This is a genomic window from Jeotgalibaca sp. A122, from assembly GCF_052266715.1.
Lineage (GTDB): Bacteria > Bacillota > Bacilli > Lactobacillales > Aerococcaceae > Jeotgalibaca.
The window spans coordinates 50,230-76,916 of record NZ_JBQPRB010000005.1; the positions used below are offsets into that span (position 1 = coordinate 50,230).

Consider the following 26,687-nt stretch of genomic DNA (forward strand, 5'->3'; position numbering starts at 1 on the left):
CGGGGGATAACTTTTTTTGTTTTATCCCGAAATTGTGATACGTTAATATTGTAAGCGAAATCACAACTGGAGGTCTTGTTATGCATAAAGAAAGAAAATCCTTACCCGCTATTCATACCGAAATGTTCATCGATGGAAAATGGGAAAAGGGTTCTAAAGAACCAAAATCAGTCATCAACCCGGCTACCGGGGAAACGCTTATAGATGTTTCACAAGGTGACAAAGGAGATGTCAATAGAGCCATCACTGCTGCGAAAAAGGCGTTCCCGCTTTGGTCCGGGATGGAGCTTCAGGAACGTGTCAAAATATTGCATGATATTGGGGATTTAATTGAAGCGAATGCGGACAAATTAGCCTTGATCATGACGCTTGAACAAGGTAAACCACTTCAAGAGGCAAAAGGTGAAATAAAAACAAACGTGGATAATATGCATTGGAATGCTGAAGAAGCACGTCGTATTTATGGGGAAATCATTCCGGCACCCAACCAGCATAAATTTGAGGTCCGCAAACAACCAGTAGGTGTGGTCGGAGCCATAACCCCCTGGAATTTCCCATCCAATATGATTATCCGTAAAATCGCACCTGCGATTGCAGCCGGATGTACAGTCGTACTTAAGCCAGCTGGTAATACACCTTTATCAGCTATAGCGCTTTTTGAATTGTTCGAAGAAGCGGGATTGCCAGCGGGGGTTGCCAACTTGGTGATGGGATCCGCCAGTGAAATCGGAGAAACGTTCGCTGAAAGCAAAGATGTTCGTAAATTAACCTTTACGGGTTCAACTGAAGTAGGTCAAATCCTTTATAATCAGTCCGGTAAAACGTTGAAGAAAATATCATTGGAACTAGGAGGGCATGCACCTTTCATCGTTTTCAAAGATGCTCCTATTAAAGAAACAGTGGAAATGCTCATTAAGATGAAGTTCCGTAATAACGGTCAAGCGTGTACATCACCAAATCGTATATTTATTGAAGATGGAATAAAAGCAGAGTTTACAAAGCAACTAGTCGCGGCTGTTAATGAAGTAAAGGTTGGAAATGGCCAGGACGAGGGTGTAGTCACTGGTCCCCTGATTAATGATGAGGCTCGGGAAACGATTGACGCCCAACTTGAAGATGCCGTGAAAAAAGGAGCAGAAGTTTTAACGGGTGGTAGCCGCCTGGAGGAAGGGGAGTATGCCAATGGTTTCTTCTATAAACCCACTGTCCTGGACGGTGTAACCAAAGAAATGACCATATTCTATGAAGAAACATTTGGGCCCATCATTCCTCTCATAACGTTTAAAGGTGAGGATCAAGTCATCGAAATGGCTAATGATTCTGATTTCGGTTTGGCTTCATACGTATTCACCAAAGACCTGTATCGCGCTGAAAAAATCAGCCATGCGTTGGAATATGGCTTAGTGGCTATTAACAATGTGGCGGTCTCTCATTCCGAAACTCCCTTTGGAGGCGTTAAGTTTTCCGGTCTGGGTCGTGAAAATGGACGACAGGGTATTGCCGAATTCCTCGAAATAAAATTTGTCCATACCGCATACTTTCAAGATTAATGATAATAATTAGAATCGGATCATTTAATCCGGTTCTTTTTTATTTTATTTTTGTCACAAATTGTTCACTGCTTTATATTGGTAAATAGGATATGATAGGGGTGACTAACTGCGCAGAGAAGGTGAGAAAGTGCTTCGTGGAAAAAAGAGAATCGCTATTTTAGGTAGTGGCTTGAGCGGGCTTGTAGCGGCCTATGAAGTAAATAAACGAATTGAAGCGGAACAATTACCGTTCGAATTTATTTTGCTTGATAAGAGAGACCGGATTGGCGGTATCATTAAAACCGTTAATACTTCTGATGGACCTGTGGATGTGGGGGCCAGTAGCTTTGATGTTCGCAGAGACGATATTCGCCCTTTTTTACGTGAATTAGGTCTGGAAGACGAAATCCAGTTCAGTACTGGCGGTAAGTTGGACCGTTTCAGTGCGGGTGAATTTGTAAGTTCAAATAAACCAAGTTATCATGGGATTCCGATTCAACTAACCGATATTCTGCACGAAAAAGAATTATCTTTAAGCGATAAGCTTTCTGTATTAATTAATCATTCTTTCAACAGCATGAAACTGGAACGAAATCCGGAAGCGACCACCGCAGAGTTTTTAGAATATCGTTTTTGTAAAGCGGTCAGTACGATGATTGCTTATCCCCATTATCCTGAAAATGTGTTTGGGTCCATGGAGTTGTGTCCGCCTACATTTTTTGACCATAATCTAATCAAACTTTTTGAACACACGGATAGCCGTTATACCTTAAAAGAAGTTGAATTAGACCATGTAATGGATGGTGAGGCAACGGAATTCAATTTAAAGGGTGGTATGTCCACGCTTGTGCAGGCCTTAACTGATAGAATGCCAGACAATATTTTGACCGGAAAAACGGTGAGTAATCTCTCGAAAATGGATGATGATGTCTTTTTGATGACGTTAAATCATAATGAGAGCCTCCGGGCCAAAGCTATCATTTCGACAATGTCTTTGTCTGATGCCTTTACACTGATTAATCAAGGCGAAGAGTCATTACTGGATATTCCAAGGCCACAAACGGCTTCGATGGCAACGATTCTGCTTCGTTTTGAAAAAGGCGCCATTAATCATTATCCGGATGGTTATGGTTTTGTGGTTCCGAAACGAAGTTCTTTCCATGTCACTAAAGCGACGCTGTTGAACCGTAAATGGCCTTCTTTAAAGGATGCGGAATATGATTTAGTGTTGGTGGAAATAGGTCGACGCCAAGAAGATACGATTATTCAATTGCCCGATGAAGCACTACTGACGATCATCAGTACTGAATTAAAAGAAATTTTAGCGTTGAAGGGGACTTATGTTTCTGCCAAAATATATCGGTGGTTAAAATCAGTACCCCACTTAACCCCAAGTGAAAGACAATTACTCTATAAAAATGAGGAAAAGCAGAAAGAAAATATGAATGCGCGCGGGTTCTTTTTGGGAGGTAATGGGTTCCATGGCTATGGTATGCCCAATGCCATTAAAGAAGGGCAACGTTTGGCACATGAAGCAATCACCTATATGAAATCACACATAAAAGAACTTTAGAAATCGAAAAGGATTTCTAAAGTTCTTTTGCTACCTAACAATGTTATACTAATAATAGACAATTTAACCTGTAAGGGGGATAACTTTATGAAGTTAACAATCTTGGGTTTTATGGGCGGATATCCGGCTGATGGAGTGGGTACGACAGCGTATCTCCTCGAATCACACGGTTTCCACTTATTGATGGATGTTGGTAGCGGTGCGGTCCTGGCACTGGAAAAGCATCTTGATCCGAAAAAATTGGATGCACTCATTTTAACGCATTATCATCCAGACCACATTGCGGATATGGGTGTGTTGCAACATATCTTTCAACTTAAAGAACCGGACAAAGTGCTGCCTATTTACGGACATACTGAGTCCCCGTTGCATCAATTACGGGACCATACTTTCACTAAAGGAATAGATTACGAAGGGAACGAACCAATTACGATTGGCCCTTTCCGCATTTCTTTCTTAAAAACAGCTCATCCTGTCCCGTGTTATGCACTAGCTATAACGGAAGAGGAAACGGGTAAAAAGTTAGTCTTTACCGCTGATTCTGGTTACTTGGAAGCATTCATCCCTTTTTCAAAAAATGCGGATGTCCTTTTGGCCGATACGAATTTTTTCCGTGGGCAAGAAGGTCATAAGGTACATATGACTCCCCTGGAAGTTGGAAAGATCGCTGAAGCTGCAAATGTCCAGAAATTGATTTTAACCCATTTACCGCCAGGTGGAAATTGGTCGCAGATACTTGAGGACGCACAGGCCTCAGCCCCACATATATCAGTGCAACTTGCTGAAAAAGATTTACAAATCATTATTTAAATAGGTAGAGGAGACGGTATTGCATGTATTTTGTAGATAATCAAAATCACTTTGATCCAAGTGTGAATATTGCTTTGGAAACATATTTATTGAAAGAGAAAGTTTTGGATGAGCCAATTTTGCTTTTTTATATTAATGAACCATCCATCATCATCGGGCGTAACCAAAATACGATTGAAGAAATTAATCAAGCATACGTAGAAGAAAATAATATTCACGTTGTGCGCCGTATGTCTGGTGGCGGGGCGGTTTATCATGATTTGGGGAACTTCTCATTCTGCTTCATAACTGAAGACGATGGAGACTCTTTCCGTGATTTTGCTAAATTTACAGAACCTGTTATTGCTTTTTTACATAAAGCGGGCGTAAAAGATGCTGCTCTTAAAGGCCGCAATGACTTAACAATCGGTGAACAAAAGTTCTCCGGCAATGCGATGTATTCAACGAATGGTCGTATGACCGCTCACGGAACGATTTTATTTGATTCGGACCTTGATGCTGTTTCAAATGCATTAAAACCGCGTAAGGATAAGATTGAGTCAAAAGGGATTAAATCTGTCCGCAGTCGTGTGACCAATATCAAACCGTTTGTGGATGATGCTTACAAAGACATGACAACAGAAGAATTCCGGGACGCATTACTCTTACATATTTTTGAGGTGGAAAATCGTGAAGATGTGAAAGAGTACCATTTAACGGAAGAAGACTGGAAACGGGTTTATGAAATTCGTGAAGAGTATTTCGGAAACTGGGACTGGAATTACGGTAAATCACCGAAGTTTGAAATCGAAGTACGTCGTCGTTTCCCAATCGGGACAATCGACTTCTTATTCAATATCAAATCCGGGAAAATTGCTGAAGCAAAAGTATACGGTGACTTCTTTGGTTTGGGCGAAATTTCTGATGTGGAAGAAGCTTTGGTAGGCACAAAATATACCAAAACCGATTTACGTGAGAAATTTGACTCACTTAACTTGAAAAAATATTTTGGTTCTGTAACTGCAGAAGAATTGGTTGACTCTATTTTTGCTGAATAGGAGTTGATGGGCATGGCGAAAAATCTTTTTAAGTTTCAAATCAAGACGCATCAGAGGCAGTCTTTTACTAACTTGGACCATTATTTGAATGAAGCGGTTCGCGATAGTGGGGTTCTCGATGGAATCGTGTTGATCTATTGTCCACACACAACAGCTGCGATTACGATTAATGAAAATGCTGACCCAGATGTTAAGACGGATTTGAAACTGGGCTTGGATGAAACTTTCCCTAATCGGGCTGATTATGTCCATATGGAGGGAAACTCGGATGGGCATATGAAATCATCAGTGGTTGGAGTTAGTGAAACGTTAATTCTGGCTAATGGGGAATTGATTTTAGGAACATGGCAGAGTGTTTACTTTGCTGAATTTGACGGACCAAGAAATCGGACATTTTATGTAAAAATTATTGAAGGATAAAGGAGTCTGCATAACTAATGCTAAATAGGCAAAAGTTGTGCAGACTTTTTGAATAGTCTGCATAGCTATTTCAAAAAAGTAAATAGTTGTGCAGACTGATGCCTATCTATAATAAAAAACCAAGCTATTGGCCTTGTGTCAATAGCTTGGTTTTTTAATTATCTTTTCAATCCCATGGCTGTCTCCATGCGGTCAAGTGTTTTGCTGGCATACTCATTTGCGCGCTTTGCACCTTTGTCAAGAATATGATCCAGTTCGTCCGACTCCATCAATTTGGAGTAGCGTTCCTGAATCGGTTCAAGAACAGCAATCACAGCGTCTGCCAGTTTTTCCTTGAAATCACCATAGCCACTGCCAGCAAATTCTTGTTCCAATTCTGGAATCGATTTGTTGCTGAAGTTAGCGAAAATGGTCAACAGATTGGATATACCGGGTTTGTTTTCTTTATCATATTCGATAACACCACTGGAATCTGTTTTAGCACTCTTGATTTTTTTGCGGATAACTTTTGGATCGTCCAACATTGATATAAAGCCTTTTAGATTTTTATCAGATTTACTCATCTTGCTTGTCGGGTCTTGTAGGCTCATAATGCGACCGCCGGCTTTAGGAATAAAGGGTTCAGGCATAACCAACTCACCTTCATAACGGTTGTTGAAACGTTGGACGAAATCACGCGTCAATTCCAAATGTTGTTTTTGGTCTTCGCCTACTGGAACTAAATCAGCATCATAAAGCACAATGTCCGCTACCATCAAAGGCGGATAAGTCAACAATCCAGCCGAAATAGCATCTTGTTTAGCAGATTTGTCCTTGAATTGCGTCATTCTTTCTAATTCGCCAATGTATGTATTACATTGAACGATCCATGCAGCCTGTGCATGCGCAGGAACCTCGGACTGAACAAAGATGATTGATTTTTCCGGATCAACACCACAGGCAATATACAGAGCTGCCAGACCGCGTGTCCGTTCTTTTAATTCTTTTGGATCTTGGGGCACCGTTATTGCATGTTGGTTAACGATACAGTATGTACAGTCATAATCATCTTGTAAAGCCACAAAGTTTTTAATTGCGCCGATGTAATTACCAATGGTTACCGTTCCGCTTGGTTGTACGCCTGAAAAGACTTTTTTCTTCAACTAAAATCACACTCCTATTTTCTACTCATTCATTATAGCGTATTTTTTCACTTCATGACACAATAAAAAAACCCTCATATCGCACTCCCTTATTTATAATAATTACAATTTAAAAATGTTGGTATAAAGGCGAAAAAAGCGCGAATGGCTGTAAAATTGGGTTTCTATAGAAAAACAAAACAAATGTTTATGAACAACTTGTGGCGGAAATTTGAAAAAACTTTCGAAAAGGGCTAGCCAATTAAATATACATGGTGTATAATTCTATTTATAAGGCAAACCCTTAGTAAAAGAAGAACAATCGCTTACAGGAAAGGAGAGATCCATTTATGGTTACTCTATATACTTCACCAAGCTGTACTTCTTGCCGTAAAGCGCGTGCGTGGCTGGAAGAAAATAACATTCCATACACAGAACGCAACATTTTCTCAGAACCTCTCTCTCAAATCGAGATTAAAGAGATTTTGAAAATGACTGAAGAAGGTACAGAGGAAATCATCTCGACCCGTTCTAAAGCATTCCAGGAAATGAACGTGGATCTCGATGAGTTACCACTGAACAATTTGTTCACACTTATTCAGGAAAATCCCGGACTATTACGTCGACCTATTATTCTAGACGATAAAAGATTGCAAGTGGGATATAATGAAGACGAAATTCGTCGCTTCTTACCAAGAGAAGTACGTGCTGTTGAGCTTAAGAAAGCACAAGAGCTAGCTAACTTCTATTAATTTCGACTTTCAACAATTCGAGCATACCCGAAGGGGTGTGCTTTTTTTGCTCGCAAACCAGCATCCATCGCATTGCAAACCGTTACCTATTGCGGTATAATTTGGAGACGGATGGATGGTGTTAAAGTATTCATCCTGTTACAATGATAGTACAGAAAAGAGGTGTAGCATCATGGAAATGGAGAACGTTAACGAGAATACGATTCGCGTAGTCATTGAAAGTTCCGACCTGGAAGAACGAGGGATCACTTTCTTGGACTTACTCGGGAATCAAAAACAAATCGAAAGCTTCTTTTATAGTATATTAGAAGAAGTGGATGTTGATAATCAGTTTCTGGAAACAGATGCCATCACTTTCCAAGTGCTGCCTAAAGGAAGTGGCCTTGAATTATTCATTAGTAAAGGTGACACTGATGAAATAGACACTTTTGATGAAGATGATTTTGATCCAACAGAGCATATCCTGGATATCATGAATCAACATACTGAGAATATAAGCGAAGATAAAACTGAACCACTACTAGAAGAAAATGAACTGGGTATCCTTGATATGATGATCAAATTCAATGAATTTGAAGATTTTATCGAAGCATCCAAACGCTTCTACCTTGAGAGTGGAAATTCGACACTGTATCATTATCAAGATGCTTATTACTTGGCAATCGACTTCTTCATTGAAGAAATGACTGAGACGAATCTAGAAACACAAATAGCGGTCATTCTTGAATTTGGTGAAGAATCCAGTATTTCAGCTGAAGTTTTGGGAGAATACGGCAAATTGATTATGCACAAAGATGCACTTGAAAGTGCCCGTCACTATTTCAAATAACCTATAAATCGAGACAGAGTATAAAAAAACTCTGTCTCGATTTTTTTTCAATGTTATAATGGGAAAAAGGCTAGGAGGAATGTAAAAATGAAAAATCAAGACTGTGCTTACTGTGTGGAAGGTGAACTATTAGCGGCGTTTGGATACCCATGTATCGAACTGGACTATACAAAGGTTTACGTATTCAAGGAACAAAGTCATAAAGGAAGAGTCATTGTTGCTTCAAAACACCATGTTAGTGAGTTGACAGATCTATCCGAAGAAGAACGTAATGGATTCTTCGCAGATGTAGCGAAAGTTGCTAAAGCACAACACGCGGCTTTTAACCCGGATAAAGTGAACTACGGCGCTTACGGCGATTCTGGTCACCATTTACATTTCCATCTCGTACCAAAATACAAAGATGAATTTGAATGGAATGCACCATTTGCAATGAATCCTGGTAAAACATTGCTATCGGATGAAGAATACGAAGCACTTGCCGAAGAAATTCGCAAAAACTTAAACTAATTAAAAAAAACATCTCAAAACTTCCAGCAAAAAAAAGCTTTTCGGCTTTTTTTGCTTATCTATAGATAGGAGGTTGATGAGATGTTTTTTGCTTGCACAAAAAATGGTACTAAAATAAATGCTTCAGATTGCCCAGCTGGATTACCAGTTACTTGCCCCGGATGTCTGGCACCTGTTTTTCTTAAAAAAGGCAATAAAATCATGGCCCATTTTTCCCATTATGCCTATTCGGATTGCCAACAATTTTCAGAAGGGGAGACAGAACGACATTTGCTGGGAAAACAGAAATTACATGGTTGGTTAAAGACACAAAATTTAGACGTAGAAATGGAAGCTTGGTTGCCGGAATTGAAGCAGCGACCCGATTTGTTGGTAACGATTGGTGACCGAAAAATTGCTCTTGAATATCAATGCAGTCCCATTCCTTTTACACGACTGAAAGAACGCACCGATGGCTACACACAAAACGGGTATGAGGTGTATTGGATTTGTGGGATAGATTATATTCCCCAAGTAACCTATACGGAAAAGATCTCTGCTTTTAGACAACCTAACGGTACCGTGGTTTGCTTCGATAGTGTAACCAACACTGTGCTGATGTACTATGATTTACACTTCAATACCTGGAATAAACTCGCTTGGAAATGTTATGCGGTTAACTTGTCACAACTCACAATGCCAGCATTGGAAATTTTATTCAACAAACCCCAACCCAAACGCATATATAAATCTGTTCCGATGAGCTACCGAAATCAACTGGCAATTTTACAACGGAAGGATACTTTGCATCGGGACTTTCTTTTGGAAGTTTATCTAAATGGTCAAACGCTTCAAACTTTACCATCATTTCTATTTGACATGCCGACTAAAAATCCAGCTTATCGGTTGCCAAATTATATCTGGAAATATAGGTTTTTAGAGCAACTGAAAAATAACCTAACTTTGGAAGATATTGATAATTTCTCGAAAAAACTTCCCCGCTATGATTTTCTTTACCCCAACTCTGAAACTGAACCTCTTAAGGATTTTATTTTTGAATTAGAACAACGCGGTGTTTTGCGACGCATTGATGATAAAAATTGGCATATCCGTTCATTTTAGCTTCTAAATAAATGAGATTATGTTAAGATTATTAATGTGAAATACCAAATAGGAGGCTTATACATGGCAGAAATCAAAGCATTACCAAAAAGGCATGAACTTACCGAAGAAATGACATGGGACTTAACAGCCATTTTCGAAAATGACGAAGCTTTTGAAACGGCTTTAGGTGAAGTGAGTGAACTGGCTAAAGAAGTAAAAGCACTACAAGGGACTGTAGGAGAGAGCAGTGAAGCACTTTTGACAGCAATAGAAAAAGTGCTGGAAGCAAACCAGAAAATTGAGCGTGTCTATGTATATTCACATTTGAAGAATGATCAAGATACAGCAGACAATACCTATCAAACATTACATGACCGTTCCGTTGCCGTTCTTACACAACTAGGCGAAGCGTCATCTTGGTTCAATCCTGAAGTTCTTGCAATTCCGGAAGAAAAACTGACTTCCTTCATGCAGGAAAATCAAGACTTAAAAGCTTACGAACATTTGTTGGATGATTTAACATCGCAACGTGAGCACATTTTGAGTGCCCGTGAAGAGGAATTGTTGGCAGGAGCATCTGAAATTCTTTCTGCTTCCAGTCGTACATTCTCTATATTGAATAATGCGGATATTGAATTCCCAACTGTAAAAGATGAAGAGGGTAATGAGGTAAAACTTTCTCATGGTCTATACGGTAAATTAATGGAAAGCTCAAACCGCGAAGTGCGTAAAGGTGCTTATGAAGCACTTTACAAAACATACCGTGGACTAAAAAATACGTTCGCTTCTACGTTGTCCACTCATGTGAAGTCACATAATTTTAACGCGAAAATCCGGAATTTCAGTTCTGCTCGTGCTGCTTCTTTGGCAAACAACCATATTCCCGAGAGCGTCTACGATACTTTGTTGGAAGTAGTCAATAAAAACTTACCATTGCTACATCGTTATGTTGCGTTACGTAAAAAATTACTGAACGTGGATGAGTTGTATATGTATGATATGTATACACCGTTGACAGGTGATGCACCAATCGAATATACAATTGAAGAAGCAACGGCAGAAACGTTGAAATCATTGAAACCGCTTGGCGAAGAGTACCAAGGGATTCTGAAAGAAGCATTTGATAACCGTTGGATTGACTGGTACGAAAATGAAGGGAAACGTTCAGGTGCTTATTCTTCCGGTGCTTATGACACAAATCCCTACATTTTGATGAACTGGCAAAATTCGATGAATCAACTTTATACCTTGGTTCATGAATTGGGACATAGTGTTCACAGCTATCATACACGTAATAATCAACCATATGCATACGGTGATTACTCCATTTTCTTGGCGGAAATTGCTTCAACAACAAATGAAAACATTTTAACGGACTACCTTTTGAAAACACAAACAGATCCAGCGATCCGTATTTATGTCTTGAACCATTACCTGGATGGTTTCAAAGGAACCGTATTCCGCCAATCACAATTTGCGGAATTTGAACACTACATTCACCAAAAAGCGCAGGAAGGTATTCCTTTGACGCAAGAATTCATGACTGAATACTATGCAGATCTTAATGCACGCTACTATGGTGATGCCGTGGAACGTGATGAGAACATTGCTTTGGAATGGTCACGTATTCCTCACTTCTATTACAACCACTACGTTTACCAATACGCAACGGGATTTGCAGCAGCAACTGCTCTGTCTAAACGTATTTTGGATGGTGAAGAAGGGGCGTTGGATAAATACTTGACCTACCTGAAATCAGGTAGTAGCGATTACCCAATCGAGGTTATGAAAAAAGCAGGCTTGGATATGACTGATTCAGCCTATCTTGAAGATGCCATGAAAGTCTTTGAAGCACGTTTGAACGAATTAGAAGAATTACTAGAAGTAAAATAGAATTGTTATAAAAAGGAGAACATCATGATGATGTTCTCCTTTTGTATAACTATTTTAAAATCTGTAGATAACTTTTTCCTACTGTACGTGTTTTCTTGCGATGTGGAACTTGTGAATTTTGGTCCAGTGAATTAGCATTGCTGAATGCTTTTTCAATCAATTCACAATTAATGATATCCTCCAGTAAGACACCAAATTGTTGGTTCAGGTTATCAAAAATGACCAGTGATGGATTATTGGAAATATTCATCTCTTGGGCTGTTTTTTGATCCGCTTCATAACTATTTTTCACAAATGGTGATGCTTTATCTTCAAGAAACATTTCAACATCGAGATTTGCACCCTTAGCTACTTCCTTTATTAACTCTGTTGAGTATTCTGATAGGTTAATATTTAACTCTTTTTGAAGGAGCATCAAGAATTTTCTGCCACGTTTTTTGCCCTGCATTAACGCAGCCTTGTAGGCTAGGCTGGCATCATAAATGGTTTGATAGATTTGGTTGCGCAACTGTAAGTCACTGGTTGGCATATTCAAACGTTTCATGTATTGGGTGACGGTGTTGAAATTATGGAATGTAAGGAAACGGAAATGGACTTTATATCCCTCATGTATTTCAAGACTTTCTATAAAACGCAAAACTTCTTGTTCAGAGTTAAGGCATTTTAAACCAATTGGGTTAACAAATAAGTAAAGCTCGAAAACTTGTTGAGAGGGATTTAATTTACGTATTGTATTGTTATTTGGTTGCATAATATCCCTTCTTTAGACTCATTGTGTTCCTGGACTAGTAGATGATGACCTTTGGAGCTAGAGCTCACATCTAAACGTTTTTACTTTATTCATTAGTCATTATAAGCTAAAAAAAGACCATAAGTAAAATAAGATGCCTATTGAAGGCATCTTATTAATTACAAATGTTCAATAATTCGTCATAAATGATTGGGAATAGAAAATGAACAGTTAGATAGAGCAATACAGAAACAAACAAACAAATGTTATTTATTTGGATATTTCAAGGCTCGGGATATTTTTTGCACGGTCTCACGGCGATTGATGTTTTGCGAATCAAGAAATTGTTCGAAAATCTGCAGCCCATTTTTCGGATCGTCTGTTTCGAATTCCAGCTCATAATCATTTTGATCTTGGTAATAACTGGCATCCAGGAAAAAAGTGCCTGTTTCTGCAGGTATTTCATAGCGCACAGTGGAAAGTTGACCGACTTGTTTCAATTCACTCAGCGAAATACCATTGTCTCCTAATTTCACGGCGACCAGACCATCCATTTTAAGTTGCCCAGACTCAACCAGACTTTGACCTTCTTCTTTTGTCAGATGATCCGTTGTTTCCAACATCTCATGTTCGCGAATAGGTGATTTAAGCGTTTGCTCAGCAAAATCATCATAAATACGAATTCTCAATCCCATTCCTAGATGGCGTAATTTCCAGTCTTCGCTATCATAATATACATTTGCTTGGTGAGTAGGCTCAGTATCCTCCAAGTTGAAATGAATAAGTAAATCTTCATATTCATCTTTCGTGAGGAGGTTTTTGTATTCAGTTTCGATTTGTTGGCTCATGTCGTCACGACCTTTCTTTAAAAAGAGTGGAGGTTTCCACTCTCATTGTATCTTAATAGTATCATACCAAAGTAAAAATCGGGTGTTTTGACTCACTATTAAACATAATTATGCTAAAATAAACTTATAATCTAATTGTAAGAATGGGTGTTGGGTATGGAAAATGAATTTGTAAAAGACTGGGGTGTCTTTCTGGCTCCTTATGAACAAGCGGTTGAAGAATTAAAAATCAAATTAAAAGGCATTCGGAAACAATATCGGGAAACAAACTCACATGCACCAATAGAATTCATTACGGGAAGGGTAAAGACCAAGGAAAGTATTCTGGAAAAAGCAGAAATCCGTAAAATCGCTTTAGACCGACTGGAAGAAGATGTTCAAGATATTGCCGGTATCAGGATCATGTGTCAGTTCGTTGAAGATATACATGAAGTAGTTCGGCTTCTTCGGGCTAGAAAAGATTTTGATATTGTCATCGAAAGGGACTATATCACCAATAAAAAAGCAAGTGGATATCGCTCTTATCATCTCGTTATCGAGTATCCGGTTCAAAGGATTGAAGGAGAAAAAATCGTAATCTGTGAAATTCAGATTAGAACATTGGCTATGAACTTTTGGGCCACTATAGAGCATACATTAAACTATAAGTATCAGGGTGAATACCCACAAGAGCTGCATAATCGTTTGATCAGGGCAGCGGAAGCAGCGTTTCTTTTGGATAAGGAAATGTCCGAAATACGTGAAGAAATCATGGAAGCAAATTATTACTTTTCAGATAAAAAGAAGAATGTCGATTAGGAGTGCTTATTATGCGCGTAGCTTTAGTCAGTTATGACAAACCTCAAACAGTTGCATTAGCAGAGGAATTTTTGCGAAAAATTGCCGGAACTGACGTCGTTATCGACGAGGAAAACCCCAACTTGATTGTTACCATTGGTGGTGACGGAACATTGATTTCTGCTTTCCATAAATACAGCCACTTGTTAAATACCGTTCGTTTTATAGGTATCCACACAGGCCATCTGGGGTTTTACACTGACTGGCGCGATTATGAGCTGGATGATATGTTGGAAGGTTTGAAGCAAGACAAGGGCGAAAGCATCAGCTATCCACTATTGGATGTCAGGGTTAAATACAGAGACCAGGAAGAACCCCGACGTTTTTTAGCTTTAAATGAAGTGGTTTTGAAAAAAATCAATGGCACGATGGTTTGCGATATTTTTGTCAAAGATGAGCTTTTTGAAACGTTCAGGGGGGATGGTATTTGTGTGGCTACTCCGACCGGATCGACCGGAATAAGTAAGTCACTGGGAGGGGCTGTCATTCACCCCCGTACTGAAGCGATTCAATTGACCGAGCTGGCCTCTGTCAATAATAGGGTCTATCGAACGTTAAGTTCACCGATGGTTATTGCTAAAGATGAGTGGATTGTCGTGGACCTGGAAGATCAAAATGGTTTGATTTTAAACGTGGATAATTTGACCTTCGAAAATCAACGTATCGAAAAAATTATCTATCGTATCGCAAAAGAACGGGTTCATTTTGCGCGCTACCGGCATACGCACTTCTGGAGCCGGGTTGAGAATGCATTTATCGGAAAAAAAGGGGAAACAGATTACCAGGATGGGAGTCGTTAAATTGCCAAATATACTCATTACTAAGCCATTGAAAGAAAAGCACCATACTTTTATTCAAGAATGTTTACCTGATTACGAGATTCTGACAGAACCTGAAGAAGGTAAATTAGCCGAAACGGAAATTATTATCCACTGGCCCCAAACGATCAATACCTTATGGAAAGAAGGAAAGTTCCCCAAGTTAAAATGGGTGCAAGCAATTTCAGCGGGTATCAATTACTTACCTGTTGCGGAACTGCAAGAAAAAGGCATTATTATAACCAATGCAAGTGGGATCCACAAATATACAATTACGGAGTATGTGATGGGTGCTTTGCTCTATTATTTAAGGGACTACGAACAACTTAAACAAAACCAACACGAGAACAGGTGGAGTCTGGATGTGCGGGTTGAACAGCTCCATGAAAAAACGATGATGATTTTTGGCATTGGTAATATCGGTCGGCAATTAGCGACCGTTGCCAAAGCATTTGGCATGACTGTCATTGGGGTAAACACGAGTGGGAGAACCGTTTCGGAAGTGGATGAAACGCTTGCTCAAGAGGCGAGTAAAAGCCGCTTGAAAGAAGCAGATATTATCGTGAGTATCCTCCCGCAAACACCTGAAACAATTCATTTCTTCAATAAGGAAATTTTTGAGCAGATGAAGCCGGGTACATTGTTCGTGAATGTCGGACGCGGAAGTTCAGTAGATGCAGAAGCATTGGTAGAGGCTTTGGAAAATGACACCCTTGCTTTTGCTGCTTTGGATGTTTTTGAACAGGAACCATTGGAAGCAGACAGTCCTTTATGGCAACATGATAAAATTTTGATTTCGCCACATAACTCAGGGACAGTTGCACACTTCCGTGATGCTTTGTTTACCATTATTGGCCCGAATATGGAAGCTTACGCTCTTAATGGAAAACCAAGCTTGAATGTGATAGACTACGGTAAAAGTTATTAAGATACAAGAAACCTGCGGAATCTTTCGGCAGGTTTTCTGTTGAAAAGAATTGGAGCAAGTTAAGTGATTTATGAATGGTATGTCGAACGGGATCAAGATATCCTGCTACGAACTTTTTTAAGAGAAAAAGGTGTTTCACGGAAGTTGTTGGCCCGTGTCCGCCACCATGGGGGAAAAGCCTGCATTAATGGAGAAACAGCGTACATGCGAGCGCACTTGAAACAAGGGGATTTCATCCAGTTACACGTGCCGGATGAAGGGGAGCATGAAACAACTGTTCCGAGTATGATTCCCATTTCAATTTTATATGAGGATGATCACTTTTTAGTGGTGGACAAGCCGTATGGTGTTGCTTCCATTCCTTCTCGTCAACAACCTGACATGTCGATGGCGAATCGCGTTAAAGGGTATTACCAGTCGCAAAATTATGCAGACCAGGTCATTCATATTGTGACGCGTTTGGACCGGGATACAACAGGCGTGATGTTATTTGCTAAAAGTAAATACAGCCATGCTTTGATGGACCAACAATTAAGAAATAAAACGATTGAAAAAATTTATTATGCCATTTTAACGGAGACGGCGCATTTTCCTTCTGATCATGGCTATATAGACGCGCCGATTGGCCGAACGGAAGATTCCATCATTAATCGGATGGTAAGGGAAGACGGTAAGCCGGCCTTAACGGAGTACTGGATTGAAGAGTCCTTCCCTGAAGGAGAGTTGGTGCGGGTGAAATTGCATACCGGCAGAACGCACCAGATTCGTGTTCACTTTGAACACATGGGGGCACCGCTCCTGGGAGACAGCCTATATGGAGGTCGAGTGGATGAAACCATGAAACGGCAAGCTCTTCACTGCCGAATGGTTTCGTTCATTCATCCTTTTACCAATGAGCCATTCACGATTACCTCGCCATTTCCGGAAGATTTTGAGAACTGGATAGACTTGCAACATGCAAAAGGGGGAATACCAGGTGCAAGAACAACAATATGATTTTGATATTGCTCTAGAATCAGCGCGAATAAAGGAAATTTTATTGGAGGAAGACTTGGATGCCTTCCGTGAAAACTTCCTATCCTATCCTCTCTACGACCAAACACAAATTTATTTGAGTCTGGATCAGGAAGATCGGATGCGTATGTACCACTATTTATCACCCAAAGAAATGTCGGATATGTTCGAGATTTTGGAGGAAGACGTAGAATCCATCGAAATATATTTGATGGAAATGAACAAACAATATGCGGCTGATATGTTGGCGGACATGTATACGGATAACGCGGTCGACATGTTACAACAATTGCCAGCAGAAGTCATACCAACTTATTTGCGTTTGATGGATGCAGAACAAGCTGCCCAAATTCGCGATATCATCCATTACGAAGATGAAACCGCTGGATCCATCATGACAACCGAATTCATTTCCTTGAGGGCCAATCAGACGGTCCGCTCAGCGATGGCTTTGTTGAAAAGTAAATCATCTGATGCAGAAATGATCTACTATTTATATATTGTCAATAATGAAGGCCAATTGGTCGGGGTTTTATCTTTGCGTGATTTAATCATGTCACATGAAGACCGCATGATTCACGACATCATGAGTGATCGGGTCGTGACAGTGTATGTGGATGATGATCAAGAAGATGTTGCCCATATTGCCCGGGATTATGACTTCCTGGCTTTACCTGTTGTCGATGAGAATAATGTATTGCTAGGTATTATAACGGTCGATGATATTTTGGACGTTCTCCACGAAGAAGCCACGAGCGACTACTCAGGTTTGGCGGCGGTAGACGTTGATGAAACCACCTCAAATCCCTTTAAAGCAGCCAGTAAAAGGCTTCCTTGGCTGATTACTTTATTGTTTTTAGGAATGGGTACATCCAGTTTAATCAGTAATTATGAAGATCTTATTTCAGAAGCAGCGATTCTCTCTGTGTTTGTAACCTTGATTACGGGAACGGCCGGAAATGCCGGTACGCAATCCTTGGCGGTTGCAGTTCGCAAGATTGGTCAGCCGGAATCAGAAAAACGAAACTGGATGGCAATGTTGACTCAAGAAACAATGACAGGTCTAATTTCCGGTGTTGTAACGGGATTGGCGATAACGCTTGTCGTTGGTATTTGGCAAAGTAATTTCGTCCTGGGAGGCATTATTGGTTTCTCAATGTTGATGGCAATCACGGTCGCGAATTTAGCTGGAAGTTTGATTCCGATTTTAATGGATAGGATTGGGTTTGATCCGGCTGTTGCCAGTGGTCCCTTTATTTCGACGTTCAGTGACTTAACTTCGGTATTGATTTATTTTAATATCGCCAAATATTTTCTGGAAAATGTATTATAAAAAAACGCTAGTTTCCCACCGTTTTGAGGGGAGACTAGCGTTTTTACAGCTTAAAGCATTTTGTCTACATCGTGATGCAGAATGCCGGCTTCTTCATATTCTTCGCTACAGATAGCATAGCCGAGTTTCTCATAGAAAGGTAAAGCATGGTTTTGGGCACCAAGTACGATGCGTTTGGCACCGGCATCTCGTGCAATACGTTCCATTTCTGCCATTAACTTTTTACCTGACTGCTTTCCACGTTCGCTTTGCAAAACAGCAACCCGTTGTAATTTGTAGTTTTCTTTGTCTAAAGGAAACAAACGGGCTGTAGCAACCGGATTATTGTTCTCATCGTAACCCACCACATGAATACATGAAGATTCTTTCTCATCAATTTCGATTGCTGGGGAGACGTTTTGTTCGATTACAAATACATTCATGCGAATTTCCAGTGCATCTCGATAAATCGCAGATTCTATATCAGTTGTTTGTTGAAATTGTAGCATTGTGCTTCTCTTTTCTATCAAATTTTGTATCTTTTTATTATACACCATTTTACCAATTTAAATATTTGAAATCAATTAACAATTTTTAAGTCTTTTTGGTTGCATTTGTTATAAATACGAGTAGAATTTATATAGTAGCAATTAGGTTGTAAATGATTGTTCACTTATTCATTAATGCAAATTGATTCATGACATAGATAATTGTTCATAATCGTATAATATTTTAGGAGGATTTACGAATGAAAGTAGTAGTAGTTGGATGTACGCATGCGGGAACAGCAGCGGTTAAAACGATCCTATCAGAAAATGCAGGGGCAAATGTTATTGTTTACGAACGTAACGATAACGTGTCTTTCTTATCTTGCGGTATTGCATTATACGTCGGCGGAGTCGTTAAAGATCCAGCAGGCTTGTTCTACTCAAACCCAGAAGAGCTAAAATCTCTAGGCGCTAAAGTAAATATGGAACATGATGTAACAAACATTGATACTGAAAATAAAGTTATCTCTGTGAAAAACTTACAAACAGGTGAAACTTTTGAAGAATCTTACGATAAATTAGTTATGACAACAGGTTCATGGCCAATTATCCCCCCAATCAAAGGAATTAACAGCAAAAACGTTGTACTATGTAAAAACTACAACCAAGCTAAAGAAATCATCGCTCGTAAAACAGATAAAACTAAAATCACTGTTGTTGGTGGTGGATACATTGGTATCGAATTAGTTGAAGCTTTTGCTAACGATGGCAAAGAAGTAACTTTGATTGATGGTTTGGATCGTATCTTGAACAAATATCTGGATTCTGAATTCACTGATATTTTGGAAGATGAATTACGTAACCGTGGCGTTAAAATCCAATTGAACGAACTTGTTCAAGGTTTTGAAGACAATGAAGCAGGCGATATCACAACAGTTACAACAAGTGGTGGCGCTTATGAAGCTGAGCTTGTTATTTTATGTGTTGGTTTCCGTCCAAGCACAGAATTGTTGAAAGACAAAGTGGAAATGTTACCAAACGGTGCAATCATTGTGGATGATTACATGCGTACAAGTAACCCAGATATCTACGCAGCTGGTGATAACTGTGCCGTTAATTATAATCCAAACGGCGGTCATGCTTATATTCCATTGGCAACAAATGCTGTCCGTATGGGTCTCTTGGTTGGTAAAAACATCAATGGACCAAAAATGAAATACCGCGGAACACAATCTACTTCAGGTTTGCACTTGTTTGGATTCAATATTGGTTCAACTGGTGTGACTGATTCAAGCAGCCAAGCTTTCGGATTGGAAACGAAATCTGTCTTATTTGAAGATTTCTACCGCCCAGAGTTCATGCCGACAAACGAAAGAATTCTTATGAAGCTTGTTTATGAAAAAGATACATTGCGTATCGTTGGTGGACAAATCATGTCCAAATATGACGCTACACAATCAGCAAACACTTTATCAGTGGCTATTCAAGCGCGTATGACTATTGAAGATTTGGCTTTGGTAGACTTCTTCTTCCAACCACACTTCGACCGTCCATGGAACTACTTGAACTTGTTAGCCCAAAAAGCTTTGGAACAAGAGAACATGATTGAACATGTAGACGTTGAATCATTTGACGACGCAAAATAAACGTATTGAGTGAGGTGAAGCAATTGCTTCACCTCTTTCTTTACCTAAAAAACGCTTGTAATTTTATTGAATACAAGTAATAATAAAGCTATTAAAAAAATACAAATTGTTTTAAAAGGAGAAAAATTAAATGAACGCAGATCCCGACAGTCAGAATTTAGTGTGGCAGTTGTTATTGGTGGCTTTATTAACATGGGTAAATGCTTTTTTTGCTTCAGCAGAAATGGCTTTTGTGTCTTTGAATAAAAATAAAGTAGCGACCGAGGCCATTAAAGGCGATGAAGACGCACGGAAAGTACTTGCTTTACTTGATAATTCGGATGATTTTTTGGCAACGATTCAAGTAGCTATTACATTGGCAGGTTTTTTATCGAGTGCTTCGGCAGCAAATTCTTTTGCGAATGTCCTGGAACCATACTTAACATTCCTCCCTGGCGCAAAACAACTGGCAGTATTGATTGTGACCATCTTGTTATCCTATATCTCACTTGTATTCGGTGAGTTATTTCCAAAACAAGTCGCGATGCAAAATTCGGAGGAAATTGCCTATCGGGGAGCAGGGGTTATCACGATTGTTCAAAAGTTCATGAAACCTTTTGTGCGCTTGCTTTCTTTCTCTACAAGCCTTCTAGAAAAAATTACACCACTCGATTTTAGTGATAACACCGAAAATTATTCCCGTGAAGAAGTTCAAAGCTTGCTGAAACAAAGTAGCAGTGAAGGGACCATTGAAGCAGATGAGTTTAATATGCTTAAAGGCGTCTTGGCAATGGACAACAAACTTGCGCGAGAAGTCATGGTACCGCGGACGGATACTTTTATGCTGGATATAACCGATGACACGTATGAAAATATCCAAATAGCTTTGGATTCCCCTTATACTCGGATTCCTGTTTACAATGACGATAAAGATGAGGTCATTGGTTTATTACATTTAAAAAATCTTTTAAAAGAATCACGACGTACACCTTTAGAAAAAATTGATTTACGCAAAATTCTTAATCGTCCCTTGTTTGTTCCGGAAACCATCACGACGGATCAGTTGATGGCTGTTTTGAAACGTAGTCATAATCAATTAGCCATTTTACATGATGAGTATGGTGGAATGGTTGGGATTGTGACGTTGGAAGATATTCTGGAAGAAATTGTCGGGGATATTGAAGATGAATACGATGAGACGTATGTATTGATAGAACGAAAAAGTGATAATTATTTCGAAGTAGATGGTGCTACACCACTTTATCGCTTTAATGATTTTTTCCATACCGAGCTTGAATCAACGTTTGTGGATACCATCGCAGGGTATTTGCTAACTGAAGTTGGGATGCTTCCTGAAAATGGTGAGTCTTTAAACATTGAAGTGAATGGGATGGAAATTTCGACTTTGGAATTTGAAAATAATCGATTGGCTAAAGTGGGTGTTCGGTACATCGATGGTTCCCATCATGAAACACCAGAAAGATTGGTTGTGGAAGAGATTCCCAAGAAAACAAACAAACTAAAAGAATAAGCATAGACTCCGGTTAACTCTTCGCGGTTGCCGGAGTTGTTATTTACGTTTATAATGGCAAAGGCGATTCACGAGAATACGAACAGAGAAAGGAATAATCATGGCTCAAACATTACAAGATAAAGTAAACACAAGAAGAACATTTGCGATCATCTCTCACCCGGATGCGGGGAAGACAACTATAACGGAGCAACTGCTATTGTTTGGAGGCGCAATCCGTCAAGCAGGTACAGTAAAAGGGAAAAAATCCGGTAAATTCGCTAAATCAGACTGGATGAAAATCGAACAACAACGGGGTATTTCCGTAACGAGTTCCGTGATGCAAGTAGACTATGATGGGCTACAAATCAATATTTTGGATACCCCTGGTCATGAGGACTTCTCGGAAGATACCTACCGGACTTTAATGGCGGTTGACAGTGCTGTCATGGTTATCGATAGCGGTAAAGGGATTGAACCACAAACCAAGAAACTTTTTAAAGTTTGTCGTATGCGTGGGATTCCGATTTTTACTTTCATTAACAAACTTGATCGAGATGGTCGCGAACCTCTGGATCTGATTGCAGAATTGGAAGAAGTACTGGAAATTGATGCTTATCCGATGAACTGGCCAATGGGGATGGGTAAGAACTTCCTGGGAATTTATGATATTTATAACAACCGTGTGGAGTTAACCCATCCTGAACAAAATGGTGACAATGATTATTTACCTTTGAACGAAGAGGGCGAAATCAGCGGCGATTTTCCAATCAAAGAATCTACTATTTATACGCAAGCGATGGAAGATGTGCTTTTATTGAAAGAGGCAGGAAATGAGTTTGATGAGGAAGCTATTTTGGCCGGAGAATTAACACCAGTATTCTTTGGTTCTGCGTTGACCGGGTTTGGCGTACAGACTTTCCTGGATGCCTATATCGATTTTGCACCAAGTCCGGCTGGTAAAAAGACTGAAGAGGGTGAAGTTATTTCGCCTGCTGCAGAGGATTTAACAGGATTCATTTTTAAGATCCAAGCCAACATGAATCCTGCTCACCGGGACCGTATTGCATTTATGCGTATTTGTTCCGGTGAATTTGAGCCAGGTGTGGATGTGACCATTCATCGTTCTGGTAAGAAATTGAAATTATCACATACCACCCAATTTATGGCTGACTCGCGTGAGACCGTTAAAAGTGCGGTGGCGGGTGACATAATTGGTTTGTATGATACGGGTAATTTACAAATCGGGGATACTCTTTTTGAAGGAAAGAAAGATGTTCAATTTGAAGCACTGCCACAATTTACACCCGAATTGTTCATGAAAGTAACACCTAAAAATGTTATGAAACAAAAATCGTTCTATAAAGGGATTCAACAACTGGTACAAGAGGGAGCAATCCAACTGTATAAAACTTATCATACTGAGGAATTTATTTTGGGTGCTGTAGGTCAGTTGCAGTTTGAAGTATTCCAGTACCGTCTGTTGAATGAATACAATGCTGAAGTGGACATGACTCCTATGGGCTCAAAAATTGCTCGCTGGATTGAGGAAGAGGACTTGGATGTGAATATGTCATCCAGCCGTAACTTGTTATGTAAGGACCGTTTTGACAATCCAGTATTCTTATTTGAGAACCAATTTGCAATGCGTTGGTTTGAAGACAAGTATCCAGAAGTGAAACTGAGAGCCTTACTTTAAAAGGTTCTTGGTTATCTGGTGTTGGTGAAGGAAATGCCCTTCGGCCTGCGTGTTTGCTTGTGTACTGCCGTGGGACCGCCCTTAGCCTTTAGTCTCCGGGCTTGCAAGCCTCAAAGGGGAGGGTGAGACAAAAGTCTCACCCTCTTTCCTGTATACGAATATCTGTATTCTAAACGTGCGACAAAAGGCAGCCCCGACGTCCACTTCACGAATAATGCTCAGATGGCCTGCGACCATCTTGCGCTTATTCGCTCCAGTGGTTCGGGGCTAAACGCCTTTTGTCCCACTTCCCCCTACTTTCGCATTGCATCCTTGACACGGCCACAAGCAACCCCACCGTCCTTCGGGATTTCCGATAAGAATACCTACCAACACCATAAATAATAGAACCTTTTAAAATAAAAAAGCTGCGTGCTGATTATCAGCGCACAGCTTTTTTAATATAAGATAATTCGACAAAGTTGTGTCCAGGCATCACTTCAACATCATCATCAGGCCAAACCGTCAATTTGGAAAGTACAAAATCGATTTCATTTTGTTTTACCCGCCGATTACGGTTTAATAAAATAATGTCTTCGTGTGTCGGGGCACCAGTAAAGATTACGGTAGTCTGGCCAAGCGAATAAACCTTGACGAAATTAGCGTCAGTATTGGCTAATTGCTCCCTGACCAGATCCGGATGGCTGTTTGTTACATCGATCATTTTCATGATAAGCCCCCTTAACTTGTGGAATTATATTCATTATAAACCTTTTTTGTTGATTAAAACAATATAATAAAAAGATATTGATAATAAAAAATCAGTCCTCCGAAATGGAGAGACTGATTTTTAGTTTCAATCTTGCTTTTCGACCTGTACTTCCAACGCTTGTTTAATTTCTATCTCGCCGTTTTCATTGACATCAAACGCGATATTTTTTACAGAAGGGTGGTCAAGGTAGTGATCTGCCACGCGATCTTCGATTTGATCCTGAATGATACGACGTAATGGTCGTGCTCCCATAGCAGGATTGTATCCTAGGTCGATTAGTTTTTCTTTTGCTTTCTCGCTTACGCTGATAACAATCTCTTTATCGGCCAGGGCTTTATTTACATCATTGAGCATCAAGTTCAAGATACTTGTTAAATCCGTCTTAGAAAGAGACTGGAATTCCACGATGGCATCAAAACGGTTGATGAACTCTGGTTTGAAGTAATTTCCCAGCTTGTCTGTAATGGAATGTGTCTTTCCTGAAAGGGCAGCGCCGAATCCGACACTCGCTTCTTGGTCACCCGTTCCGGCATTACTCGTCATGATGATAATTGTATCCTTAAAGCTGACGACACGACCTTGTGAGTCAGTTAAACGGCCATCTTCCAAGATTTGCAGGAAGAGGTGCATCACATCAGGGTGAGCTTTTTCCACTTCGTCTAAGAGCACAATGCTATAAGGATTTCTGCGTACGCGTTCCGTCAATTGTCCAGCTTCCTCGTAACCGACATAACCGGGAGGGGAGCCAATTAATTTAGAAACGGCATGTTTTTCCATGTATTCACTCATATCGAAACGAATGATGGAATCTTCGGTACCGAACATTTCGTTCGCTAATTGACGTGCCAACTCTGTTTTACCAACTCCAGTAGGTCCCACGAATAGGAAAGACCCGATTGGGCGGTTTTTACGTGAAAAGCCTACACGGTTACGACGAATCGCTTTGGCTACTTTATGGATTGCTTCATCCTGCCCGATAACATGAGCTTTCAAATCGCTATCCAAGTGTTTCAACTGCGCTTGTTCTTTTTCTTGCAATTCACCAACCGGGATATTGGTTTTGGTTTCCACAATCACCTGAATGTCTTTTTCCGTTACTAAATTATTATCATCTCCGGAAGTTGGATTTTCTTTCATATTCCGAAGATTAACAATTTGGTCACGGTAGTAAGCAGCTTTCTCATAGTCTTCAGCATTTAGAGCCGCCTCTTTTTCTTTTTCAGCAGTCTCGATGCGTTCGTCTATTTCTTTTGGATCAACAATCTTTAAAGTCAGATTTTTCTTCGAACCGGATTCGTCCAACAAGTCAATGGCTTTATCGGGCAAGAAGCGATCCTGGATATAGCGATGTGAAAGTTTGACTGCTGCTTCCAAAGCTTCATCCGAGTATTTTACGTGGTGGTAATCTTCGTATTTAGGACGGAGACCTTGCAGAATGATCAATGTCTGTTCTGGAGTTGGTTCACTGACACGAACTGGTTGGAAACGACGTTCCAAAGCCGAGTCTTTTTCGATTTTGCGGTATTCGTTTAGAGTGGTTGCACCAACTAATTGCAATTCACCACGAGCAAGAGCAGGTTTTAAAATGTTACCGGCATCCATGCTTCCTTCAGCGCTACCAGCACCTACAATTTCATGGATTTCATCAATGAACAAAATGATTTTGTCATTTTGACGGACTTCATCCATTAATTGTTGCATCCGTTCTTCGAATTGACCACGAATTCCTGTACCTTGTACAAGAGAGACCACATCCAAACGAATCAATTCCTTATCCAAAAGTTTTTGGGGAACGTCGCCATCAACGATTTTTTGAGCTAAACCTTCGACAACCGCTGTTTTACCCACACCAGCTTCACCTGTCAAAACAGGATTATTTTTACTACGACGGTTCAGGATTTCAATGACACGCGAAATTTCACTGTCACGACCGATGACGGGGTCAATCATGCCTTGACGTGCTAATTCAGTTAAGTTCACACCGTATTGGCCTAATAAACCACCATCTTTTCCACCGCCATTTCCTTGCTGAGGGCGAGGAGCATTAGGTTGCTGTTGTCCACGATTTTGTTGTTGTGCTTGACGGAACAATTGGTCGAGATCGCCAAATGGATCACCGCTCATTTGATTTCCGAAAAATCCCGGGTTGCGACCTTGGCCACGTGATGCTTTAAGTTGTTGATAACAATTTTGACATAAGTCTATTTTTTGAGTTTGACCATTCAATGATGCATATAAATGGATGGATGCTTCGTTTTGCCCACAATTCATACATTTCATATAATAAACATCCTTTCTGTACCAAGTTTTATTTTTACTTGCACCATTATTATACATTGACCAATTTTGACTTTCAAGCGTTTTGGTCTAATAATAGTCAAATTCTTGGTAAGGTATTAAAAAATCTTAAAACAGTTGTTCTCAACCTTAAAAAATGGTAATCTAAGTCTATGAAAGGGTTCTATTCCTTTACATAGTGGTTTTCACGCGTACTTTATTATATCTAAAAGTCATCGTTTGATGTATAATCGATAGTGTTTAGGAATACTTTCCAAATTCATAACAAA

Annotated in this window: 24 protein-coding genes; 18 read left to right on the plus strand and 6 right to left on the minus strand. The window is 39.9% G+C overall.

The genetic code is table 11. From position 1 onward, the window contains the following. The first annotated feature begins 80 nt into the window (after positions 1-80). The 5 genes from ACTU7M_RS06880 (at position 81) to ACTU7M_RS06900 (ending at position 5,372) form a co-directional block, all read left to right on the plus strand. Positions 81-1,550: an NAD-dependent succinate-semialdehyde dehydrogenase gene (locus tag ACTU7M_RS06880; protein ID WP_443473641.1), complete on the plus strand. Its 1,470-nt coding sequence runs from the start codon at positions 81-83 to the stop codon at positions 1,548-1,550. A 130-nt stretch (positions 1,551-1,680) separates the two neighbouring features. Continuing rightward, entirely contained in the window at positions 1,681-3,105 is a 1,425-nt protein-coding gene (locus ACTU7M_RS06885) for a protoporphyrinogen/coproporphyrinogen oxidase (protein ID WP_443473642.1), read from the plus strand. A gap of 87 nt (positions 3,106-3,192) precedes the next feature. After that, positions 3,193-3,915 carry an MBL fold metallo-hydrolase gene (locus ACTU7M_RS06890; protein ID WP_443473643.1) on the plus strand — a complete coding sequence of 241 codons (723 nt, stop codon included), beginning with the start codon at positions 3,193-3,195 and terminating at the stop codon, positions 3,913-3,915. Positions 3,916-3,938: 23 nt separating this feature from the next. Further along, on the plus strand, positions 3,939-4,952 hold the full coding sequence (locus ACTU7M_RS06895; protein ID WP_443473644.1) for a lipoate--protein ligase: 1,014 nt from the start codon (positions 3,939-3,941) through the stop codon (positions 4,950-4,952). A gap of 12 nt (positions 4,953-4,964) precedes the next feature. Then, on the plus strand, positions 4,965-5,372 hold the full coding sequence (locus ACTU7M_RS06900; protein WP_443473645.1) for a secondary thiamine-phosphate synthase enzyme YjbQ: 408 nt from the start codon (positions 4,965-4,967) through the stop codon (positions 5,370-5,372). Between the two features lie 158 nt (positions 5,373-5,530). On the opposite strand, the gene trpS is transcribed toward ACTU7M_RS06900, so the two are convergent. Further along, a complete protein-coding gene (gene trpS, locus ACTU7M_RS06905) occupies positions 5,531-6,514 on the minus strand; it encodes a tryptophan--tRNA ligase (protein WP_443473646.1) in 984 nt (327 codons plus the stop codon). A 329-nt stretch (positions 6,515-6,843) separates the two neighbouring features. Here trpS and spxA point away from each other — a divergent pair, with 329 nt between their 5' ends. The 5 genes from spxA to pepF all read left to right on the plus strand — a co-directional run bounded on the left by spxA (position 6,844) and on the right by pepF (position 11,560). Then, positions 6,844-7,245, plus strand: coding sequence for a transcriptional regulator SpxA (gene spxA / locus ACTU7M_RS06910; protein ID WP_443473647.1), 402 nt, complete (start codon positions 6,844-6,846; stop codon positions 7,243-7,245). A gap of 172 nt (positions 7,246-7,417) precedes the next feature. Beyond that, complete coding sequence (locus ACTU7M_RS06915) at positions 7,418-8,074, plus strand: adaptor protein MecA (RefSeq protein WP_443473648.1); 657 nt, start codon at positions 7,418-7,420, stop codon at positions 8,072-8,074. Positions 8,075-8,161: 87 nt separating this feature from the next. Continuing rightward, positions 8,162-8,584 carry an HIT family protein gene (locus tag ACTU7M_RS06920; protein ID WP_443473649.1) on the plus strand — a complete coding sequence of 141 codons (423 nt, stop codon included), beginning with the start codon at positions 8,162-8,164 and terminating at the stop codon, positions 8,582-8,584. Positions 8,585-8,665: 81 nt separating this feature from the next. Continuing rightward, positions 8,666-9,685, plus strand: a complete 1,020-nt coding sequence (locus ACTU7M_RS06925; protein WP_443473650.1) for a competence protein CoiA — start codon at positions 8,666-8,668, stop codon at positions 9,683-9,685. A 63-nt stretch (positions 9,686-9,748) separates the two neighbouring features. Beyond that, positions 9,749-11,560, plus strand: a complete 1,812-nt coding sequence (gene pepF, locus ACTU7M_RS06930; protein WP_443473651.1) for an oligoendopeptidase F — start codon at positions 9,749-9,751, stop codon at positions 11,558-11,560. Positions 11,561-11,609: 49 nt separating this feature from the next. Here pepF and ACTU7M_RS06935 read toward each other — a convergent pair whose 3' ends face one another. Both ACTU7M_RS06935 and ACTU7M_RS06940 read right to left on the minus strand, forming a co-directional pair. Next, positions 11,610-12,311: a DsbA family protein gene (locus ACTU7M_RS06935; protein ID WP_443473652.1), complete on the minus strand. Its 702-nt coding sequence runs from the start codon at positions 12,309-12,311 to the stop codon at positions 11,610-11,612. A 245-nt stretch (positions 12,312-12,556) separates the two neighbouring features. Then, the gene (locus ACTU7M_RS06940) at positions 12,557-13,138 is read right to left on the minus strand and encodes a CYTH domain-containing protein (protein WP_443473653.1); all 582 of its coding nucleotides are present in this window, start codon (positions 13,136-13,138) and stop codon (positions 12,557-12,559) included. Positions 13,139-13,294: 156 nt separating this feature from the next. Between ACTU7M_RS06940 and ACTU7M_RS06945 the strand changes: the two genes are divergently transcribed. The 5 genes from ACTU7M_RS06945 to mgtE all read left to right on the plus strand — a co-directional run bounded on the left by ACTU7M_RS06945 (position 13,295) and on the right by mgtE (position 18,068). Then, positions 13,295-13,936 carry a GTP pyrophosphokinase gene (locus ACTU7M_RS06945; RefSeq protein ID WP_443473654.1) on the plus strand — a complete coding sequence of 214 codons (642 nt, stop codon included), beginning with the start codon at positions 13,295-13,297 and terminating at the stop codon, positions 13,934-13,936. Between the two features lie 11 nt (positions 13,937-13,947). Next, positions 13,948-14,775, plus strand: coding sequence for an NAD kinase (locus ACTU7M_RS06950; RefSeq protein WP_443473655.1), 828 nt, complete (start codon positions 13,948-13,950; stop codon positions 14,773-14,775). Between the two features lies 1 nt (position 14,776). Next, positions 14,777-15,721: an NAD(P)-dependent oxidoreductase gene (locus ACTU7M_RS06955; RefSeq protein WP_443473656.1), complete on the plus strand. Its 945-nt coding sequence runs from the start codon at positions 14,777-14,779 to the stop codon at positions 15,719-15,721. A gap of 63 nt (positions 15,722-15,784) precedes the next feature. Continuing rightward, on the plus strand, positions 15,785-16,717 hold the full coding sequence (locus ACTU7M_RS06960; protein ID WP_443473657.1) for an RluA family pseudouridine synthase: 933 nt from the start codon (positions 15,785-15,787) through the stop codon (positions 16,715-16,717). Continuing rightward, complete coding sequence (gene mgtE / locus ACTU7M_RS06965) at positions 16,698-18,068, plus strand: magnesium transporter (RefSeq protein ID WP_443473658.1); 1,371 nt, start codon at positions 16,698-16,700, stop codon at positions 18,066-18,068. Before ACTU7M_RS06960 ends, mgtE begins: the two co-directional genes overlap by 20 nt. A gap of 50 nt (positions 18,069-18,118) precedes the next feature. On the opposite strand, the gene ACTU7M_RS06970 is transcribed toward mgtE, so the two are convergent. Beyond that, positions 18,119-18,556, minus strand: coding sequence for a GNAT family N-acetyltransferase (locus ACTU7M_RS06970; protein WP_443473659.1), 438 nt, complete (start codon positions 18,554-18,556; stop codon positions 18,119-18,121). Positions 18,557-18,795: 239 nt separating this feature from the next. Between ACTU7M_RS06970 and ACTU7M_RS06975 the strand changes: the two genes are divergently transcribed. From ACTU7M_RS06975 to ACTU7M_RS06985, 3 genes are all read left to right on the plus strand, one after another. Next, complete coding sequence (locus ACTU7M_RS06975) at positions 18,796-20,181, plus strand: FAD-dependent oxidoreductase (RefSeq protein ID WP_443473660.1); 1,386 nt, start codon at positions 18,796-18,798, stop codon at positions 20,179-20,181. A 130-nt stretch (positions 20,182-20,311) separates the two neighbouring features. Next, a complete protein-coding gene (locus ACTU7M_RS06980; RefSeq protein ID WP_443473661.1) occupies positions 20,312-21,691 on the plus strand; it encodes a hemolysin family protein in 1,380 nt (459 codons plus the stop codon). Positions 21,692-21,791: 100 nt separating this feature from the next. Continuing rightward, positions 21,792-23,369 carry a peptide chain release factor 3 gene (locus ACTU7M_RS06985; protein WP_443473662.1) on the plus strand — a complete coding sequence of 526 codons (1,578 nt, stop codon included), beginning with the start codon at positions 21,792-21,794 and terminating at the stop codon, positions 23,367-23,369. A 421-nt stretch (positions 23,370-23,790) separates the two neighbouring features. Here the strand turns inward: ACTU7M_RS06985 and ACTU7M_RS06990 are convergent, their stop codons facing one another. Beyond that, positions 23,791-24,078, minus strand: coding sequence for a DUF1827 family protein (locus ACTU7M_RS06990; protein WP_443473663.1), 288 nt, complete (start codon positions 24,076-24,078; stop codon positions 23,791-23,793). Between the two features lie 126 nt (positions 24,079-24,204). Continuing rightward, positions 24,205-26,400 (minus strand): AAA family ATPase, encoded by a 2,196-nt coding sequence (locus ACTU7M_RS06995; protein ID WP_443473664.1) that lies wholly within the window; start codon positions 26,398-26,400, stop codon positions 24,205-24,207. Positions 26,401-26,687 lie beyond the last annotated feature (287 nt).

Excerpts from the sequence above, each read along its gene's own strand:
- ACTU7M_RS06980 (WP_443473661.1), top strand. The coding sequence starts at position 20,312 with ATGAACGCAGATCCCGACAGTCAGAATTTAGTGTGGCAGTTGTTATTG.
- ACTU7M_RS06985 (WP_443473662.1), top strand. The coding sequence starts at position 21,792 with ATGGCTCAAACATTACAAGATAAAGTAAACACAAGAAGAACATTTGCG.
- ACTU7M_RS06890 (WP_443473643.1), top strand. The coding sequence starts at position 3,193 with ATGAAGTTAACAATCTTGGGTTTTATGGGCGGATATCCGGCTGATGGA.
- ACTU7M_RS06940 (WP_443473653.1), bottom strand. The coding sequence starts at position 13,138 with ATGAGCCAACAAATCGAAACTGAATACAAAAACCTCCTCACGAAAGAT.
- ACTU7M_RS06975 (WP_443473660.1), top strand. The coding sequence starts at position 18,796 with ATGAAAGTAGTAGTAGTTGGATGTACGCATGCGGGAACAGCAGCGGTT.
- ACTU7M_RS06950 (WP_443473655.1), top strand. The coding sequence starts at position 13,948 with ATGCGCGTAGCTTTAGTCAGTTATGACAAACCTCAAACAGTTGCATTA.
- ACTU7M_RS06995 (WP_443473664.1), bottom strand. The coding sequence starts at position 26,400 with ATGAAATGTATGAATTGTGGGCAAAACGAAGCATCCATCCATTTATAT.
- ACTU7M_RS06935 (WP_443473652.1), bottom strand. The coding sequence starts at position 12,311 with ATGCAACCAAATAACAATACAATACGTAAATTAAATCCCTCTCAACAA.
- ACTU7M_RS06880 (WP_443473641.1), top strand. The coding sequence starts at position 81 with ATGCATAAAGAAAGAAAATCCTTACCCGCTATTCATACCGAAATGTTC.
- ACTU7M_RS06920 (WP_443473649.1), top strand. The coding sequence starts at position 8,162 with ATGAAAAATCAAGACTGTGCTTACTGTGTGGAAGGTGAACTATTAGCG.
- spxA (WP_443473647.1), top strand. The coding sequence starts at position 6,844 with ATGGTTACTCTATATACTTCACCAAGCTGTACTTCTTGCCGTAAAGCG.
- ACTU7M_RS06915 (WP_443473648.1), top strand. The coding sequence starts at position 7,418 with ATGGAAATGGAGAACGTTAACGAGAATACGATTCGCGTAGTCATTGAA.
- ACTU7M_RS06970 (WP_443473659.1), bottom strand. The coding sequence starts at position 18,556 with ATGCTACAATTTCAACAAACAACTGATATAGAATCTGCGATTTATCGA.
- ACTU7M_RS06900 (WP_443473645.1), top strand. The coding sequence starts at position 4,965 with ATGGCGAAAAATCTTTTTAAGTTTCAAATCAAGACGCATCAGAGGCAG.
- ACTU7M_RS06990 (WP_443473663.1), bottom strand. The coding sequence starts at position 24,078 with ATGAAAATGATCGATGTAACAAACAGCCATCCGGATCTGGTCAGGGAG.
- ACTU7M_RS06895 (WP_443473644.1), top strand. The coding sequence starts at position 3,939 with ATGTATTTTGTAGATAATCAAAATCACTTTGATCCAAGTGTGAATATT.
- ACTU7M_RS06945 (WP_443473654.1), top strand. The coding sequence starts at position 13,295 with ATGGAAAATGAATTTGTAAAAGACTGGGGTGTCTTTCTGGCTCCTTAT.
- pepF (WP_443473651.1), top strand. The coding sequence starts at position 9,749 with ATGGCAGAAATCAAAGCATTACCAAAAAGGCATGAACTTACCGAAGAA.
- ACTU7M_RS06925 (WP_443473650.1), top strand. The coding sequence starts at position 8,666 with ATGTTTTTTGCTTGCACAAAAAATGGTACTAAAATAAATGCTTCAGAT.